At 71.5% G+C, this 15,137-nt stretch carries 16 protein-coding genes; 11 read left to right on the plus strand and 5 right to left on the minus strand.

Translation table 11 applies throughout. The features are described 5' to 3' along the window. Window positions 1–4: 4 nt before the first annotated feature. Genes tilS through bshC form a run of 3 tightly spaced genes read right to left on the minus strand, consistent with a single transcriptional unit; the run spans window position 5 to window position 2,909 of the window. Window positions 5–1,024: a tRNA lysidine(34) synthetase TilS gene (gene tilS / locus QSJ30_RS04620; RefSeq protein ID WP_285606885.1), complete on the minus strand. Its 1,020-nt coding sequence runs from the start codon at window positions 1,022–1,024 to the stop codon at window positions 5–7. Further along, on the minus strand, window positions 1,021–1,740 hold the full coding sequence (gene bshB1 / locus QSJ30_RS04625; RefSeq protein WP_285606887.1) for a bacillithiol biosynthesis deacetylase BshB1: 720 nt from the start codon (window positions 1,738–1,740) through the stop codon (window positions 1,021–1,023). Before bshB1 ends, tilS begins: the two co-directional genes overlap by 4 nt. Beyond that, entirely contained in the window at window positions 1,737–2,909 is a 1,173-nt protein-coding gene (gene bshC, locus QSJ30_RS04630) for a bacillithiol biosynthesis protein BshC (RefSeq protein WP_285606890.1), read from the minus strand. The genes bshB1 and bshC overlap by 4 nt, the downstream gene beginning before the upstream one ends. Window positions 2,910–3,028: 119 nt before the next feature. Here bshC and QSJ30_RS04635 point away from each other — a divergent pair, with 119 nt between their 5' ends. Then, a complete protein-coding gene (locus QSJ30_RS04635; RefSeq protein ID WP_285606892.1) occupies window positions 3,029–3,526 on the plus strand; it encodes a hypothetical protein in 498 nt (165 codons plus the stop codon). Further along, window positions 3,513–4,820: an MgtC/SapB family protein gene (locus tag QSJ30_RS04640; protein WP_285606894.1), complete on the plus strand. Its 1,308-nt coding sequence runs from the start codon at window positions 3,513–3,515 to the stop codon at window positions 4,818–4,820. Before QSJ30_RS04635 ends, QSJ30_RS04640 begins: the two co-directional genes overlap by 14 nt. A gap of 3 nt (window positions 4,821–4,823) precedes the next feature. Here QSJ30_RS04640 and QSJ30_RS04645 read toward each other — a convergent pair whose 3' ends face one another. After that, the gene (locus QSJ30_RS04645; protein WP_285606896.1) at window positions 4,824–5,009 is read right to left on the minus strand and encodes a hypothetical protein; all 186 of its coding nucleotides are present in this window, start codon (window positions 5,007–5,009) and stop codon (window positions 4,824–4,826) included. A gap of 147 nt (window positions 5,010–5,156) precedes the next feature. On the opposite strand from QSJ30_RS04645, the gene QSJ30_RS04650 reads away from it, so the two are divergent. The 8 genes from QSJ30_RS04650 to QSJ30_RS04685 are packed head-to-tail and all read left to right on the plus strand — an operon-like array spanning window position 5,157 to window position 12,137. Further along, window positions 5,157–6,488: an aldehyde dehydrogenase family protein gene (locus QSJ30_RS04650; protein WP_285606898.1), complete on the plus strand. Its 1,332-nt coding sequence runs from the start codon at window positions 5,157–5,159 to the stop codon at window positions 6,486–6,488. 21 nt (window positions 6,489–6,509) lie between these two features. Then, window positions 6,510–6,860 (plus strand): hypothetical protein, encoded by a 351-nt coding sequence (locus tag QSJ30_RS04655; RefSeq protein WP_285606900.1) that lies wholly within the window; start codon window positions 6,510–6,512, stop codon window positions 6,858–6,860. After that, window positions 6,857–7,861, plus strand: a complete 1,005-nt coding sequence (gene pta, locus QSJ30_RS04660; RefSeq protein WP_285606901.1) for a phosphate acetyltransferase — start codon at window positions 6,857–6,859, stop codon at window positions 7,859–7,861. The genes QSJ30_RS04655 and pta overlap by 4 nt, the downstream gene beginning before the upstream one ends. Further along, window positions 7,858–8,439, plus strand: a complete 582-nt coding sequence (gene purN / locus QSJ30_RS04665) for a phosphoribosylglycinamide formyltransferase (protein ID WP_285606903.1) — start codon at window positions 7,858–7,860, stop codon at window positions 8,437–8,439. The genes pta and purN overlap by 4 nt, the downstream gene beginning before the upstream one ends. 9 nt (window positions 8,440–8,448) lie before the next feature. Next, entirely contained in the window at window positions 8,449–9,843 is a 1,395-nt protein-coding gene (locus QSJ30_RS04670; RefSeq protein WP_285606905.1) for an NAD(P)H-hydrate dehydratase, read from the plus strand. After that, on the plus strand, window positions 9,836–10,270 hold the full coding sequence (gene tsaE / locus QSJ30_RS04675) for a tRNA (adenosine(37)-N6)-threonylcarbamoyltransferase complex ATPase subunit type 1 TsaE (protein WP_285606907.1): 435 nt from the start codon (window positions 9,836–9,838) through the stop codon (window positions 10,268–10,270). The genes QSJ30_RS04670 and tsaE overlap by 8 nt, the downstream gene beginning before the upstream one ends. A gap of 6 nt (window positions 10,271–10,276) precedes the next feature. Beyond that, window positions 10,277–11,575, plus strand: a complete 1,299-nt coding sequence (locus tag QSJ30_RS04680) for a DNA recombination protein RmuC (RefSeq protein WP_285606909.1) — start codon at window positions 10,277–10,279, stop codon at window positions 11,573–11,575. Window positions 11,576–11,630: 55 nt separating this feature from the next. Then, window positions 11,631–12,137: an HNH endonuclease gene (locus tag QSJ30_RS04685; RefSeq protein WP_285606911.1), complete on the plus strand. Its 507-nt coding sequence runs from the start codon at window positions 11,631–11,633 to the stop codon at window positions 12,135–12,137. Between the two features lie 6 nt (window positions 12,138–12,143). Here QSJ30_RS04685 and QSJ30_RS04690 read toward each other — a convergent pair whose 3' ends face one another. Next, window positions 12,144–13,424 carry a chorismate-binding protein gene (locus tag QSJ30_RS04690; protein WP_285606913.1) on the minus strand — a complete coding sequence of 427 codons (1,281 nt, stop codon included), beginning with the start codon at window positions 13,422–13,424 and terminating at the stop codon, window positions 12,144–12,146. Between the two features lie 156 nt (window positions 13,425–13,580). Here QSJ30_RS04690 and QSJ30_RS04695 point away from each other — a divergent pair, with 156 nt between their 5' ends. Next, window positions 13,581–15,053 (plus strand): leucyl aminopeptidase, encoded by a 1,473-nt coding sequence (locus QSJ30_RS04695; protein ID WP_285606915.1) that lies wholly within the window; start codon window positions 13,581–13,583, stop codon window positions 15,051–15,053. Window positions 15,054–15,137 lie beyond the last annotated feature (84 nt).

Raw genomic sequence — 15,137 nt, forward strand, 5'->3', positions numbered from 1 at the left:
AGGGTCACTCCTTGGGGCGCTTGCCCAGGTGGCCCTCCAGTGTACTAGGCCCGGGAAGGCAGCTGAACCTTAGATGCAGATACCCGCCGTCTGGTTCAGGGTTTAGATGAAAATTCCCCCAGGCCGAAGGTTTGCGGCCCTTTGCGAGCCGCGCGGCGAGCCAGGGCGCGAGGCCCCGCAGCAGGGCCGCCTCCCGGGGCCAGCCGAGGCGGCGGAAGGCGGATTCCAGCGTCCAGCGCAGCTCCGGCTCGATCCAGGTCTCCCGCCTGAAGGTGACACCTTCCTCCGAGATGGACCACCGGGAGCCCTCCCATCCGGCCACGAGCGTCCGGGCCAGCTGTTCCGCCTCCTCGGCCTGGCGGTGGGTCTCGAACAGGTGGCGGTCCAGATTCGGCGCTTCCTGGCGGAGGGTATCGAGGATCGGCCGCCAGCGGTTCCTGGCGGTGAAGGGTTCGGCATTGCTGGCGTCCTCCCGCCAGGGTAGGTTGCGCGAGGCCAGGTAGGCGCGGAGCTCCGCGCGGCGCGTCTCTGCCAGGGGCGACCAGCGCAGGCCCTGGCGCGGCGCCAAGGGGTGCAGGCAGCCCAGGCCCCCACCTCGGGCCAGGCGCAGGAAGACGGTCTCCGTGTGGTCGTCCAGAGTGTGGCCGGTGGCCACGACGCCGGCGCCGCACTGCTCGGCCTCCTGGCGGAGCCAGTTCCAGCGCAGGTCCCGGGCCGCCATCTCCAGGCCCTGGGCGCTGGCCTCGGCGTGAGCGTGCACGCCCAGCGACGCCTCCGCGAGATCCAGGTCCAGCGCCCGGCAGAGCTGCCGCACGAACGCTGCATCCTCCTGAGCCTCCGGCCGCAGCCCGTGGTCCGCATGTGCCACGCTCAGTTCCAGACCCAGGCTCTTCCTCAACGTCCAGAGCAGCGCCAGCAGGGCCACCGAATCGCCGCCTCCGGAGCAGGCCACCAGCACACGGCCCGTGACGCCATCGCCCCGGTGCTGGATCTGCGCGAGGAGGTCAGACTCGAAGCGGTTCATGCCGGGGCGTTCAGGCGGCCGACGAGCTGGAGCAGGGCCGGGGACACCGGCCGCTCGCACCACAGGGCCTCGGCCCAGTCGCACATGTGCAGCGAGCCCCAGTGCATGGCCCGGCCGAGGACCCCGCGCCGGAAGGCCGGGTGGGCGATGCGCGTGGCGGGCTGGGCGGGGTCCTGGTTGAACTGGCTGCCGAAGGCGTCGAAAGCGGCCATGCGGCGCTCCCACACGGTGCTCACGTCCACCAGCAGGTCCGGCGGGCCGGGGTTCTCGCCGCCGGCCCAGGCGATGGCTTCCGGACGCCAGGGCGCTCCGTCGCAGGGATAGTTCTTCAGCCCGGCATAGTAGGCGGCCTCCCGGGCCAGGCGGTGGGCGCGGCGGTGGTCGGGGTGGCGATCCTCCGGGGCGGGCACGATCAGCACGCGGGGCCGGAGGCGGCGGAGCTCGGTCATGAGGCGCAACCGGTAGGCCTCCTCCTCTGTGAAGCGGCCGTCGGGGAAGTCGAGGACGAGGCGGGGCACGCCCAGGATGCGGGCGGCCTCCTGGGCCTCAGCGCGGCGGGTCTCCGCCGTGCCCCGGGTGCCGAGGTCACCGCTGGTGAGGTCGAGGATGCCGGCCTTCATTCCCCGGTCAGTGGCCAGGGCCAGGAGGCCCCCCACGTGGACCTCCACATCGTCGGGGTGGGCGCCGAGGGCGAGAATCTCGTAGTCGTGGCTCATGGTTCCTCCACCAGGATCACGGATGTGGCCCCGTCCATGCGCTCCAGGATGCGATCGAGCAGGGCACCATGGCGAAGCCATGAGAGGCCCGGCAGCACGCGTTCCTGCGGGACGCTGAAGGGGAAGAGGGCCTGCCGCAGGTGTTCGGGATCACCCCCCACCAGGGCGGCGGCCGCCTCCCGGTGGAGCCGTTGATCCAGCTTCGCGATCCGGTCCCGGGTGCGCGCCTGCTCGCGCAGGAACCGTGTCTGCAGGGCCTCCGGCCAGGCCGGATCGGCCTCCGCCGGGCGGAAACGGGAGGTGGGCAGCGCCCCGGGCCAGGGAGCCAGGCGGTCCCAGGCTCCCAGGCGCAGGGCGTCCAGCTGGACGGCCGACACCCTGAATCCACGGGGTACGACGAAGACGCTGGGTCTCGGGAGGATCTTCGGCGCAGCGAGTCCCACGCGCTCCCAGAGGGGTTCGCAAAGCCGCCAGTAGGCCCGCTCAGAGGGGCCCAGCACCACCGCGGCCACCGGGAGCATCAGCGACTGCATCAGGGGGCGGATGGCCGCTCCAGGGCTCAGCCAGCGTCCGGCCGGCAGCGGCAGGTCGCGGTCCAGGCGCTGGCGGAGCCCCGTGCGCGGCTCCAGGGAGAACCAGGCGGCCTGCACGCGCGGATCCAGGGGCAGGGGGGCGCCTTCGGCCTCCAGCCGCTCGGCCTGCCGCACCAGCAGGGCTTCCAGATCCAGGGAGCGCCAGCGCTCCAGCTCGGCCTGGATGGGCTCGCGGACCGCCGGGGCCGTGGGCGAGAAAGGCCGGAGGCCGCGCTCCCACAGCGGTTGCCCCAGGGTCAGGACGTGGCTCCGGAGCGTGGGTTCCGGAGGCGTGGGTAGCGGCCCCCACCAGGCCTCGGCCTCGGCCTGATGCCCGGGCGTCCAGGGCAGCCAGCCGGTGGCCGTGCCGAGGCGCGCGTCGAACCGGAAGCGGTGGCGCATCGGGCGGCCCGCCTTCCAGCCCACTACCGAAGCCACTTCGGCGCGGTCGTGATCCTCATCTGCCAGCCAGTAGACCGCCTCGGCGCCCGTGCGGCGGGCTTCCGCCAGGGCCGCGAGGGCCTTGGCCACCGAGAGGGCGGGACTCCATCCGGCCCCGATCTGCTGGCCGGTGGCGATGACGGGCGTCCGGCTCATGGGCGCGTCCTTCCGCCCGGTCCGAGCCTTCCCCGCTGGTGCATCGTCCTCGTCATGGGCCCCAGCCTACCCGATATGCGCGGCTCCCCGGCCATGCGATGCTCGATGGCATGTGGAGCGTGGAACCCTGGATTCCCCCCGCCTCGCCGGATCTCGCGCTGCTCGCCATGGAGGCGGCGGACGCGGCCGGCGTGGCTGCCCTGAGGGCCTGGCCGGAGCTCCGGAAGGGCGGCATCGGATTTGGCGACCTCCCCCCCTTCCTGTGCTGGCGGGGCGCGGCGGAGGGACGCTGGCACCTGGTATTGCTGCAGGCCCGGGAAGTCGGTGCCCTGGTTCCCGGAGCCAGGACGACCCCCCTTCCTGCAGGCTGGCTCGACGCGCTGGATCTCGAGGCCCTGGCCCGCCCTCTGGCCCGCCATCCGGATTTTCCCGGTGGGACTTCGGTCCATGTCGTCCAGCTGCCCGGGGGAGAGACCTTCAGGACCCGCACCTTCGGCCACCCGGCTCCGGACCTCGTGGCGGAGGTCCTGCGACGCACCAGCCACATCCGGGACTGGCATCCGGCCGATCTAGAGATGGATAAGGGACCCTCGGGAGCACCCCATGCTGAGCCTTGATTTCTCCACCTTGAAGGAAGCGGCGATGGCGGTGGCCCTGGGCCTGATGATGGGTCTGGAGCGGGAACGCAGCGGCTTCGAGCGGAGCCGGGAGGGCCATGGGGAGCCGCTCCGGCGGGAATCGGATCACAGCGAGTCTCTGCACGGCAGCCTGGGGGCGCGGACCTTCGCCCTCCTGACCCTCCTGGGCTGGATCTCCGTGAAGGTCGGGGGGGAGGGCCTGGCCCTGCCCATCGCCGTGCAGGCCTTCGCGGCGGTCCTGATCGGCCTCTTCTATCACCAGACCAGCTCGCCGGACCGGGGCCTCACCACGGAGGTCGCCGCCCTGGCCGCGCCCCTGCTGGGCATGCTCCTCACCCGGGATGCGCTGCTGGCGGTGGCCGTGGCGGTGATCGTGACCCTGCTCCTGCTGTCCAAGCCGTGGATCCGGGCCTGGATCCCCCGGCTGCATCGCGAGGACCTGACCTCCGCCATGCAGCTTCTCATCGTCTTCGCCATCATGCTGCCGCTCCTTCCTGTACGGACGCTGGATCCCTGGGGCGTCCTCTCACCGCAGAAGGTGGGCTGGATGGTGGCGCTCATCGCGGCCGTGGACTTCCTCGGATATGCCCTCAACCGGGTCCTGGGACCCCGGAGGGGTGCCGTGATGACGGGCCTGGTGGGTGGCCTGGTCAGCTCGACTGTGGTGACCGTGACCATGTCCCGGCAGGCCCGGGAGGATCCCTCGTTCCGGAGCTCGGGCCAGGTGGCCGTGATGCTGGCCTGCGCGGTCATGGGCGTCCGCGTGGCCGTCCTGGCTGGCGTGGTGGGCGGCCTCGACCTGGTCCGTCCCCTGCTGCTGCCCATGACGGCCATGGTGGCCACACTGCTGGGCGCGGCCTGGTGGACCTTCCGGTCGAAGGCCGACCGCGGGACCGGCACGGAGGAGATGCCCCTGCGGAATCCCTTCCACCTCAAGCGGGCCCTGGGCTGGGGGCTGGCGCTGGCCACGGTCCTGCTCGTGTCCGCGGCGGCCCGGGCCTGGTTCGGGGACCGGGGCCTGATCCTGACGGCGGGTCTCTCCGGTGTGGCAGACGTGGATCCCATCACCCTGGCGGTGGGCAGTCAGATGCACACCAGCGGCCTTCCGGCGGGAACGGCGGTGCTGGCCATCGTCCTGGCCATCGCCGCGAACACCCTCGCCAAGGCTGGATTCGCCTGGATCTCGGGCGGCCGGGCCTTCGGCCTGCGCCTGACGGCCATGCTGACCGCCTCACTGGTCGCTGCCCTCGCGATGGTGGCCCTCAGGCTGTAGGTACTATTTCCCGCGGTTGCTCATGCGCGTATGGGCGACGCTGCTCTTGCCCTGGGGGCGGGCAGAAGCCTTGACCATGGGCTTGGGATGGGAGTCGGCCTTCGGTTTCCCGGCGCTGGCCACGGATACCGGCTTGTCCGCGGCCTGAACCTGCTGGAGGAGATCGGCGGGGACGAGGGGCTTGGTCATGGTGGGACTCCTGTCCTGTGATTCTACCGCAGCCCGCCAGCGGGTCCGCCGGGCGGATGTGACCGCCCTCAAGGCGGGGCGGCGCGAGCCGAGGTTAATCTGGCTCCAGGCGGGGCGCGGCCCGGGCCTTCCGGGGAGGGGTGGACCATGATGGCGGCGATGGGGAACGGCCTGGTGGAGGCGGCTCTGGAGGCCTTCGAGGCCTGGCGCGAGGTCCCCCGGCTGGAGCGGCGGCGGCTCATCGAGGCCTGGCTGGAGCAGCTTGGCCTGGTGCGGGAGGAGCTCGCGCAGCTGCTCACCCAGGAGACCGGCAAGCCGATCACGCTGGCCCGGGGCGAGGTGGGCCGGGCGGAGGCCACCCTGCGGGCCACGGTCGAGGCCGTGGGCGGGTTCGGCGAGGAGGCCGTGCCCTACGATCTGATGGCGGGGGCCGAAGGCTGCCGGGCGGTGCTGCGGCGGTTTCCCGTGGGGCCGGTCCTGGCGATCACGCCGTTCAATTTTCCGGTGAACCTGGCGGTCCACAAGCTGGCTCCCGCCCTGGCCGCGGGGTGCAGCGCCATCTGGAAGCCCTGTCCCCAGGCGCCACGGACCTCGGCGCTGCTGGGAGAAAGCTTCCAGGCCGCCAGTCGCCAGGTGGGTGCGCCCCGGAACCTGCTCCAGCTGGCCGCGCCGGACCCGGCTGCGGCCGAGGCCCTGGCGAAGGATCCCCGCATCGCGGCGGTGAGCTTCACGGGCTCCGAGCGGGTGGGGCGACACCTGGAGCAGGTGCTGGCGGGCAAGCGGCTGCTGCTGGAACTGGGTGGCAACGGCGCCGTGGTGGTGGACGAGGGCGTGGACGCGGCGGCCGTAGCCCGCCACCTGGCCCCCGCCGCCGTGGCCGGGGCGGGCCAGAGCTGCTCCAAGGCCCAGCGGATCTACGTGCACCGGAACCTGTGGAACACCTTTGCCCCGGCCTTCGTGGCGGCGGTGCAGGCCCTGCCCGTGGGCGATCCCATGGATCCCGCCACGGTGGTCGGGCCCCTCATCGACGAGGCCACGGCCCGACGGATGGACGAGGGCCTGGACCGCGCGGTGGCCGCGGGGGCTGAGATCCTGCTGCGGGGCCCCCGGCAGGGGGCGCTCCTGCCGCCGGCCATCCTCACCGGACTGCCGGAAGAGGACCCCCTCCAGTGCGAGGAGGCCTTCTCGCCCATCACGGTGCTGACACCCGTGTCCAGCTTCGAGGAGGGTCTCGACCGGGCGGCCGCCACGCGCTTCGGCCTGCGGGCCAGCGCCTACAGCCGGGACCAGCGGCACCTCCGCCTGGCGGAGTCGAAGCTCCGTGCCGGCGGCGTCCTGCTGAACCTGCCGCCGACCTTCCGCCTGGATGCCGCGCCCTTCGGCGGCGTCCGGGCCAGCGGCAATGGCTTCGAAGGCCCCCGGTGGGCGATGGAGGGCTTCACCGAGGGCCGGCTCATCGTCGAAGGCCCGGCCCTGTAAGATTCGACCTGGAGCCGACCCATGAACCTCTCCATGCCCTTCCGTCCCGGCGATCTCGTGGTGGTGGTGCTCCACTCCCCGCGGGAGCGGCTGTGGGGACGGATCCTCGGCCTGGAGGCCGCCGGCATCGCCGTCCGGGGTGTCGACCTCTCCCCCTGGAGCGAAGTCCTGTCCCTGGTCCGCACGGGCCAGGCGGATCAGGTGGCCCTCGGCACCCGCTTCCTGCCCATGCACCGCGTGGAGACGCTGTACCTCGATGAGGCCAGCTCCGGCGCCCCCAGCCTGGCGGAGACCTTCCTCGACCGCACCGGCCAGGACCCCCACACCTTCCTGGCAGACCCACCCTCGTCCCGACACCGGAGGAATCCATGAGCCACGCCAATCACGCCAGCTGGATGGCGCGTTTCCGCGAGCGCGCCAAGACCCTGAATCGCCACATCGTCCTGCCCGAGGGCCGGGACGACCGCACCCTCCAGGCCGCCCAGCTGCTGCTGGACCAGGCGCTCTGCCGCCTCACCCTGCTGGGCGATCCCGCCGACATGGCCAGGCGCGGCTCGGCGCTGGGGCTTTCCCTGAAGGGGGCCATGCTCGTGGATCCCGCCGCCAGCCCCCTGCTTCCCGAGCTGGCCGGCGCCTACTACGAGCGGCGCAAGGCCAAGGGCATCAACGAGGCCCAGGCCCTCGAGGCGGTGCACAACCCCCTCTGGTTCGGCGCCATGCTGGTGCAGAACGGCCACTGCGACGGCATGGTGGCCGGCGCCCTCAACACCACTGCGGAGACCGTGCGGGCCTGCCTCCAGGCCATCGGCCCCGCCAAGGGCATCAAGACGGTCTCCAGCTTCTTCCTGATGATCCACCCCGATGCCGCCTTCGGCGAGCAGGGCGCGGTGATCTTCTCGGACTGCGCCGTGGTGCCGGATCCCACCCCCGAGCAGCTGGCGGACATCGCCATCGCCGCCGCCGAGAATGCCCGCAGCGTCATGGGCGTGGAGCCCCGCGTGGCCCTGCTCAGCTTCTCCACCCGCGGCTCCGCCGAGCACCCCTGCGTGGACAAGGTCCGCGCCGCTCTGGCCATCGTCAAGGAGCGCCGGCCCGATCTGGCAGTGGACGGCGAGCTGCAGGCCGACGCGTCCCTGCTGCCCTCCGTGGGGCAGAAGAAGGCTCCGGGCTCCGCGGTGGCCGGCCGGGCCAACGTGCTGGTCTTCCCGGACCTCGACGCCGGGAACATCTCCTACAAGATCGCCGAGCGCATGGGCGGTTGCGCGGCCATCGGGCCCTTCCTCCAGGGCCTGGCCAAACCCGCCAACGACCTGAGCCGCGGCTGCAGCCCCCAGGACATCGCCGACACGGTGGTCCTGACGGCCCTCCAGTGAAGCGGATCGCCCTCTTCATCTCCGGCACCGGCGGTAACGCCCTGAACCTGCTGCGGGCCTGCCGGGAGGGCCGGGTGCCCGCCCTCCCGGTGCTGGGCCTCGCCTCCACCGCCAAGGCCGGCGGCATCCCCCGGCTCCAGGCGGAAGGACTTCCCACCGTGGCGGTCGTCCGGAAGGAGTTTGAATCGGACGAGGCATTCTCGGAGGCCTGCTACCGGGCCGCCGAGGCGGCGGGGGCGGAGGTCATCTGCCTCTGCGGGTGGCTGAAGAAGCTGGCCGTCCCCCGCCGCTGGGAGGGCCGCATCCTCAACATCCATCCGGGGCTGCTGCCCAGGTTCGGCGGGCCGGGCATGTACGGCATGCATGTCCACCGGGCCGTCCTCGAAGCAGGAGAGACCGAATCCGGCGCCACGGTGCACCTGGTGGACGCGGAATACGACCATGGCCGCATCGTGGATCAGCTGCGGGTGCCCGTCCTGCCCGGCGACACCCCGGAAGACCTGCAGAAGCGGGTCTATGCCGCCGAGATGGAGTTGTACCCGAAGGCGCTGGCGGCATACCTGGCCGAACGGGCTTAGACTGTCGCCATGATCCCCCTCCTCACTGCCGACGAGATGCGGGTTGTGGAGCGCCAGGCCATCGAGGGCTGGGGCGTCCCATCGCTGGTGCTCCAGGAACATGCGGCCCTCGGAGCCCTGGCTCTGCTTCCCCCGGGGCAGCCGGTCCATGTGCTGGCAGGTCCCGGTAACAACGGGGGCGATGCCCTGGCCCTCGCCCGGCTCGCCCGCCTGGAGGGCCGCGAGGTCTCGGTGTGGTCCCCCTCCGCCCAGCCCGGCTGGCGTGGTGACGCCGCCCACCAGGCCCGGCTCTGGAAGGGCCTCGGCGGCGAGATCCGCACCTCCACGGCCCCGGCGGAAGCCATGGCCGTCTGGCGGGGCTGGGTGGTGGATGGGCTCCTTGGCCTGGGCACCACGCGACCTCTGGAAGGCGCGGCCCTGGCCTGGGTGCGGGCCCTCAACGCCTCAGGTTTGCCGGTGCTGGCCTTGGATCTGCCCTCGGGCCTGGACCCCAGCGCCGCGGAAATCCCCGGGGAGGCTGTGCGCGCCACGCGGACGGCCTGCTTCGGGCACCGCAAGGTCTGCCATGGGCTGATGCCCGCGCGGGAGGCCTGCGGGGACATCACTGTGGTTCCCATTCCCCTGGACCGCGCTCCCCGGGCCGCCCTGCAGCTCCTGGAGCGTCCAATCCTCCCGCCGCGGGCCTGGGATGCCCACAAGGGCAGCTTCGGGCACGTGGTCATCCGGGCCGGGAGCCTGGGCATGAGCGGCGCAGCCGTGCTTTCGGCTCTGGGCGCCCTGCGTGTGGGCGCGGGCCTGGTGACCGTGCTGACCGATCCCGAGGTCCGCGCCGAGGTGGCCGCCCAGGTGCCTGAGGCCATGGTGCGGCCCTGGCAGGGCACCCTACCCGCCGAGGCCGATGTGCTGCTGGTGGGCCCGGGTGGCATCGACCAGGTGCCCGACTGGGAGGGACCCCTGGTGCTGGACGCCTCGGCCCTGAAGGAGGGCGAAGGGAAACGCTGGATGGAGCGGCCCGGCACGGCCATCACGCCCCACCCCGGTGAGTTCGCGCGGCTGTTCCGGCTGCCCCGTCCGATGCTGATGGACGAGCGCCTAGCCCAGGCCCGGCAGGTGTCCACGGGGAAGCCCGGTGTCCTGCTGCTCAAGGGCGCCCAGAGCGTCCTCGCCGGCGGTGCCCGCGAGGAGCTGTGGATCAATCCCACGGGCCATCCGGGGCTTGCCACCGGCGGCAGCGGCGACCTGCTGGCGGGGATGGTCGCCGGCTTCCGCGCCCAGGGGCTGCCCATGCGCGAAGCGGTGGCCGCCGCGGCCTGGTTCCACGGGGCCGCCGCGGATCGCCTCCCCGGCGCCGGCCTGTTGCCGCGGGACCTGGCGGACCAGCTTCCGGAGCTGCTGCGTGGCTGACCGCCACCTCGCCGACGATCTGGCCACCGAGGCCCTGGGCGAAGCCCTCGCCCGGCTCACGCCCCCCGGCGGAACCTGGCTGCTCCGCGGGGAGCTGGGGGCCGGCAAGACCACCTGGACCCGGGGGTTCCTGCGCGGGCTGGGAGGCGACCCGGACGAAGTGGCCTCGCCCACCTATGCCGTCCTCCACCGGTACGAGCTTCCCGAGGGCCGGCTCTTCCACCTGGATCTCTACCGCCCGGGCCCGGAAGGCGCCTGGACCCTGGGGCTGGAGGAGGCCATCGGCCCCTTGGACCGGCTGGTGGTGGAGTGGGCGGGATCAGATGGTCCCTGGCCCACGGCCTGGGTGGCCGAGCTGTCGCTGGTCCCCGAGGGCGGGGGGCGGCGGGCCGAATGGACACTGCCTGACGAATCAGCCCGGCGATGATGGGGCATGACTCTTCCCCTGGTGGTCTCCCTTCTCGCCTGCCTGGCCGCCCTCCTCGCGCTTGGGGCGGTCCTGCGGCGGAGCCGGACTGACCCGGTCCCCTTCGAGGCCCTGCGGCGGCACGCCGAGGAGCTGGCTTCGAGGAACCGGTCCGAATCCCACCAGGCGCTGATCGCCCAGCTCCGGCCCCTGGCGCTGGAACTTGGCGAGCTCCGGACGGCCCAGGCCGAGAAGTTGGGGGAGGGCTTCCGGCAGCTCACGGCCGCCGTCCAGGAGGCGCTCCGGGCCTCCCGGTCCGAGCAGGGGGCCCAGCTTGGGCTGGTCCAGCAGCAGGTCCAGCAGCGGCTCGAGACCATCCAGGCCTCGAACGAGGCGAAGCTCGAGCAGATCCGCCGCACCGTGGACGAGCAGCTGCACGAGGCGCTGGAGAAGCGCCTGGGGGAGAGCTTCAACCTGGTGGCCCAGCGCCTGGAGCAGGTGCAGCGGGGCCTGGGCGAGATGCAGGGGCTGGCCCAGGACGTGGGCGGTCTCAAGCGGGCGCTGACCAACGTGAAGGCGCGCGGAGTCCTGGGTGAGGCCCAGCTGGGGGCCCTGCTGGAGCAGTTCCTGTCCCCCGGGCAGTACCAGGCCAATGTCCATGTGCGGCCGCGGTCCCCGGAGGTGGTGGAGTTCGCGGTGAAGCTCCCCGGGCCCGAAGAGGGCGGCACGGTCTGGCTGCCCATCGACGCCAAGTTCCCGCTGGAGGACTACCAGCGGCTCATGGAGGCCTACGAGGCGGGCGACCTGGTGGCCGTGGAAGCTGCCGGGAAGGCCCTGGAGGTCAGGCTGCTCTCCCAGGCCCGCGACATCCGCGACAAGTACATCGCCCCGCCCCACAGCACGGACTTCGGCCTGCTCTTCCTCCCCTTCGAGGGGCTCTACGCAGAGGTGCTCCGCCGCCAGGGCCTCTTCGAGCGGTTGCAGCGGGAGTGCAGGGTCATCCTGGTGGGCCCCACCACCCTCACAGCCTTCCTCAACAGCCTGCAGGTGGGCTTCAAGACCCTGGCCATCAGCCGGCAGACCAGCGAGGTCTGGAAGGTGCTCGGGCACGTGAAGGCCGAGTTCGGGCGCTTCGGCGGGGCCCTGGCGGCGGTGCAGAAGAAGCTGGAGGAGGCCAGCGGGAAGCTGGGCGATGTCTCCGCCCGGCGGGACCAGATGGAAAAGAGGCTGGCGGGGGTGGAGGCGGCGCCAGAAGCCGGCCCCGTGGGCCTGCCGGTGGATTCCCTGGAACCATCAATGCCTTATTTATCCAAAGCGCCGGAATAATTCACTTCACAAATCCCCGGATTGCCTTAGGATACGGGCCAATCCAGGGGGTGTGATGCTGAAGGGACGGGAACGTCACGGCGTGGGTGAGGTGATCGCCGTGGACCGGAACTACGTCCCCATGCAGGAAGTGAGCCGGAGGCGGGCCCTCTGCGCCGTGGTGGCGGGCCGCGCCCACGTGCTCAACCCGGCCACCTTCGAGCGCCACCGGAACCTGGATGGCCGCCTCGAGCTCATCATCTTCCCGCACGCCCAGGCCTGCAGCGACTCCAAGCTCCTCATCGGCCGCCTGGAGCGCCGCGTGCTGCGCCGGGACCACTACCTCTGCCAGTACGAAGGCTGCCAGCGGAAGGCCACCACGGTGGATCATGTGATTCCCCTCTGCCAGGGCGGGTCCACCACCTGGCAGAACCTGGTGGGCTGCTGCCTGCCCTGCAACCAGATCAAGGGCGGCCGGACGCCGGATCAGGCCGGCATGGTCCTCAAGCGCCAGCCCAAAGGCCCCCGGGCCCACCTGTTCGAACGCTTCGAGGAACTGCTGAAGCGGGCGAGCGCGGCCTGAAGTCCTTCAGCCGCTGATGGCCCGGGTCTTCAGGAACAGCTCCGCCCATTCCCGGGCGGGGTCGCTGCGGCGGGTGATGCCGCCGCCGGTCCAGTAGGTGAGGGCCTCTCCCGCGATCTGGGCGGTCCGGATGGGCAGGGTCAGGTCCAGGTCGCCGCTGGGGGCGATCCAGCCCAGGGCGCCGCAGTAGAAGCCCCGGGACGCGGCCTCGGTCCCGGCCAGGTGCGTGCAGACCGCGTGTTTGGGGGCGCCGGTGACGCTCCCGCCCGGGAGGACGGCCCGGAGGAGGTCGGCCAGGCCGAGACCCGGGCGGGTCCGGGCCTCCACGGTGCTCACCAGGTGCTGCACGGTGGGGTAGGGTTCCACGGCCATGGGTCGGCTCACGACGACGGTTCCGGTGCGGGCCACGCGACCCAGGTCGTTGCGCACCAGGTCCACGATCATGGTGTGCTCGGCCCGCTCCTTGGGATCGGCGGCCAGGGTTTCCGCCGCCCGGCGGTCGAGCTCCGGGTCTCCCGTGAGGGGAACGCTGCCCTTGATGGGCTGGGACCAGATCCGGTCCCCGCGGCGGGACAGGAGCCGTTCCATGCTCAGGCAGAGGAGGCACAGGTCGCCGAGGTCCAGGAGCGCGCCGAAGGGGGGGCGGGCCCGCCGGAAGGCCGCCAGGGCCAGCGCCACCGGATCGCCCGGAAACAGGGCGTCGAAGGGAACGCACAAGTTGGCGACATAGAACCCGCCTTCAAGGATGCGCTCGCGGATGGCCTCGACGGCCGCCCGGTGGTGGGCCTCGGTCCAGCGGGGGTGGAGCGCCGGGGGGGGCGGAACCCGGGAGACCTCGGGCCGGAGGAGGCCCTGCCAGAGGCCTGGTTCCGGCGGGGCGCCCCAGGACCACAGCTCGGCTTCGCCATCCCAGACGTGAAGGGCCTGCCGGAGGCCCCGCCAGTGCTGTCCCAGGGTCCCGGGGGTCAACGCCTGGCGGGGCAGGGCGGCCTCGTCGCAGGCCAGTTCGAAGGAGACGGCACCGATCCAGGGGCCCGGATGCTCCGGCAGGACGGACTCCAGGGCCTCCCAGGGCGATCCGGAGCGGGCCTGGCCGTCCAGGCGGGAGGTCCAGGCATCGCCTGACCATCGGGAGGCCAGGATGGGGCCGTCCGGCAGGCCCAGGAGCCCGTCGCCCGTGCCGCCCGTATGGAGCCAGACTGCACCCCGCCTGAGAAGGGCCTGGGCACAGTCAGGCCAGGGGCCGGGCAGGGGGAAGGGCTGGCGGTGCCGGGGGGTCAGATCCATGGGGGTATCTTCCCATTGGATTCCGGAAATAACTCTATCGTCTAGTGTTGAAAAAGTTGCCGCTAGTAAATTGATGGCCCATGACAAATAACGACGAAAAACAGGCTTTTCTTTTTTTCCCGCAGGACCTAGGCTCTTGGGCCAGGAGGAACCTCCATGCCTTCAGTGGATATCAGTTCTCAGACCGGGAAGGACTTCGCCGGGGATGCCTTGATCGTCCCCGTATTCTCCGGGCGCGAGCGCCATCGTCTGCCGCTCGCCATCAGCAAGGTCGCGCGCCAGGTGATGGATGAAGAGGATTTCAAGGCGGACTATCTCGAAGTTGTGCCGCTGCATCACCCCAATGGTGTCAAGGAGAGCCGCTGGATGGTGCTCGTCGGCCTCGGCGACGAAGAGAAGGTGACGCTCAACAAGATCCGCAAGGCGGTGGGAACCGCGGGCCGCTTCTGTCTCAAGAAGAAGTGGAAGAAGATCGGCGTGCTGTCGCCGTCCACGTCCACCCTGGATCACGACGCGGTGCAGGCCGCCGTGGCCGAAGGCGCGCTGCTGGCGAACTACGATCTCGTGGCCTTCAAGGGCGGCAAGCAGGAGGCGAAGCAGTTCACGTCCATCGAGATCTTCACCAATGGCGACGACACTCGGAAGGCCCGCCGCAAGCTGCCCGTGATCGAGGCTGGTGTCGCGGCCTGCCATCGCGTCCGTGACCTCGCCAACACCCCCGCCGGCGATCTCTATCCCGAAGTCTTCGCCGAAATGGCCGTGAAACTGGCCAAGCAGCACAAGCTCCACTGCGAGGTGCTGGATGTGCCGGCCCTGGAGAAGGGTGGCTTCCGTTCGGTGCTCGCCGTGGGTCAGGGCAGCGTGCGCCCCCCGCGGGTGGTGAAGCTGGAGTACAAGCCCAAGGAGAAGCCCAAGAAGCATGTGGTGCTGGTGGGCAAGGGCGTCTGCTTCGATTCGGGCGGCCTGTCCCTCAAGGATGCCTCCGGCATGGAGACCATGAAGGACGACATGACCGGCGCGGCGATCGTCCTGGCCACCCTGGCGGCCTGCGCCCAGCTGGAAGTCCCGGTCCAGGTGACGGGGCTCCTCGGCCTGGTGGAGAACATGCCCTCCGGGTCCAGCTACAAGCCCGGCGATGTCCTCCGCAGCCGCAGCGGCAAGACCATCGAAGTGCTCAACACCGATGCCGAGGGCCGGCTGGTGCTGGCGGACCTGCTCCACTACGCCGGGGAGCTGGGCGCGGACCATGTGGTGGACCTGGCCACCCTCACCGGGGCGGCCCTGGTCGCCATGGGCGATGGCGTCTCGGCGGTCATGGGCACGGACCAGAAGCTGGTGGACCGGCTCTTGGACGCCGGCAGCGCCGCTGGCGAGCATCTCTGGCAGCTCCCCCTGGTGGAGGAGTACACCGAGCTGCTCAAGAGCCCCCTGGCCGACCTGAAGAACATCACCGGCATCCGCTGGGGCGGCACCATCACCGCCGGCCTCTTCCTGCGGGAGTTCGTGGGTGGCGCCTCCTGGGCCCATGTGGACCTCGCCGGCAGCTGGTCGGGCAAGGAGCGGGACTACCGCACCCACGGCGCCAGCGGGGAGGGCCCCCGGTTCCTCCTGGAATGGCTCATGGATTGATCCCGGGCCGCGAGGCTGGGCCAAAGGGGGGCATCGCCCCCCTTTTTTTCAAATGGGTGAAGATATCCCTCTTGACCGCGGGGC

The organism is Geothrix edaphica (genome assembly GCF_030268045.1).
GTDB lineage: Bacteria > Acidobacteriota > Holophagae > Holophagales > Holophagaceae > Geothrix > Geothrix edaphica.

What these genes read in the sequence shown, in the direction of transcription:
- QSJ30_RS04680 (WP_285606909.1), top strand. Translation starts at nt 10,277, where the DNA reads ATGACTCTTCCCCTGGTGGTCTCCCTTCTCGCCTGCCTGGCCGCCCTC.
- pta (WP_285606901.1), top strand. Translation starts at nt 6,857, where the DNA reads ATGAGCCACGCCAATCACGCCAGCTGGATGGCGCGTTTCCGCGAGCGC.
- QSJ30_RS04670 (WP_285606905.1), top strand. Translation starts at nt 8,449, where the DNA reads ATGATCCCCCTCCTCACTGCCGACGAGATGCGGGTTGTGGAGCGCCAG.
- QSJ30_RS04655 (WP_285606900.1), top strand. Translation starts at nt 6,510, where the DNA reads ATGAACCTCTCCATGCCCTTCCGTCCCGGCGATCTCGTGGTGGTGGTG.
- QSJ30_RS04650 (WP_285606898.1), top strand. Translation starts at nt 5,157, where the DNA reads ATGATGGCGGCGATGGGGAACGGCCTGGTGGAGGCGGCTCTGGAGGCC.
- QSJ30_RS04685 (WP_285606911.1), top strand. Translation starts at nt 11,631, where the DNA reads ATGCTGAAGGGACGGGAACGTCACGGCGTGGGTGAGGTGATCGCCGTG.
- bshC (WP_285606890.1), bottom strand. Translation starts at nt 2,909, where the DNA reads ATGAGCCGGACGCCCGTCATCGCCACCGGCCAGCAGATCGGGGCCGGA.
- QSJ30_RS04645 (WP_285606896.1), bottom strand. Translation starts at nt 5,009, where the DNA reads ATGACCAAGCCCCTCGTCCCCGCCGATCTCCTCCAGCAGGTTCAGGCC.
- QSJ30_RS04695 (WP_285606915.1), top strand. Translation starts at nt 13,581, where the DNA reads ATGCCTTCAGTGGATATCAGTTCTCAGACCGGGAAGGACTTCGCCGGG.
- bshB1 (WP_285606887.1), bottom strand. Translation starts at nt 1,740, where the DNA reads ATGAGCCACGACTACGAGATTCTCGCCCTCGGCGCCCACCCCGACGAT.
- QSJ30_RS04690 (WP_285606913.1), bottom strand. Translation starts at nt 13,424, where the DNA reads ATGGATCTGACCCCCCGGCACCGCCAGCCCTTCCCCCTGCCCGGCCCC.
- tilS (WP_285606885.1), bottom strand. Translation starts at nt 1,024, where the DNA reads ATGAACCGCTTCGAGTCTGACCTCCTCGCGCAGATCCAGCACCGGGGC.
- QSJ30_RS04640 (WP_285606894.1), top strand. Translation starts at nt 3,513, where the DNA reads ATGCTGAGCCTTGATTTCTCCACCTTGAAGGAAGCGGCGATGGCGGTG.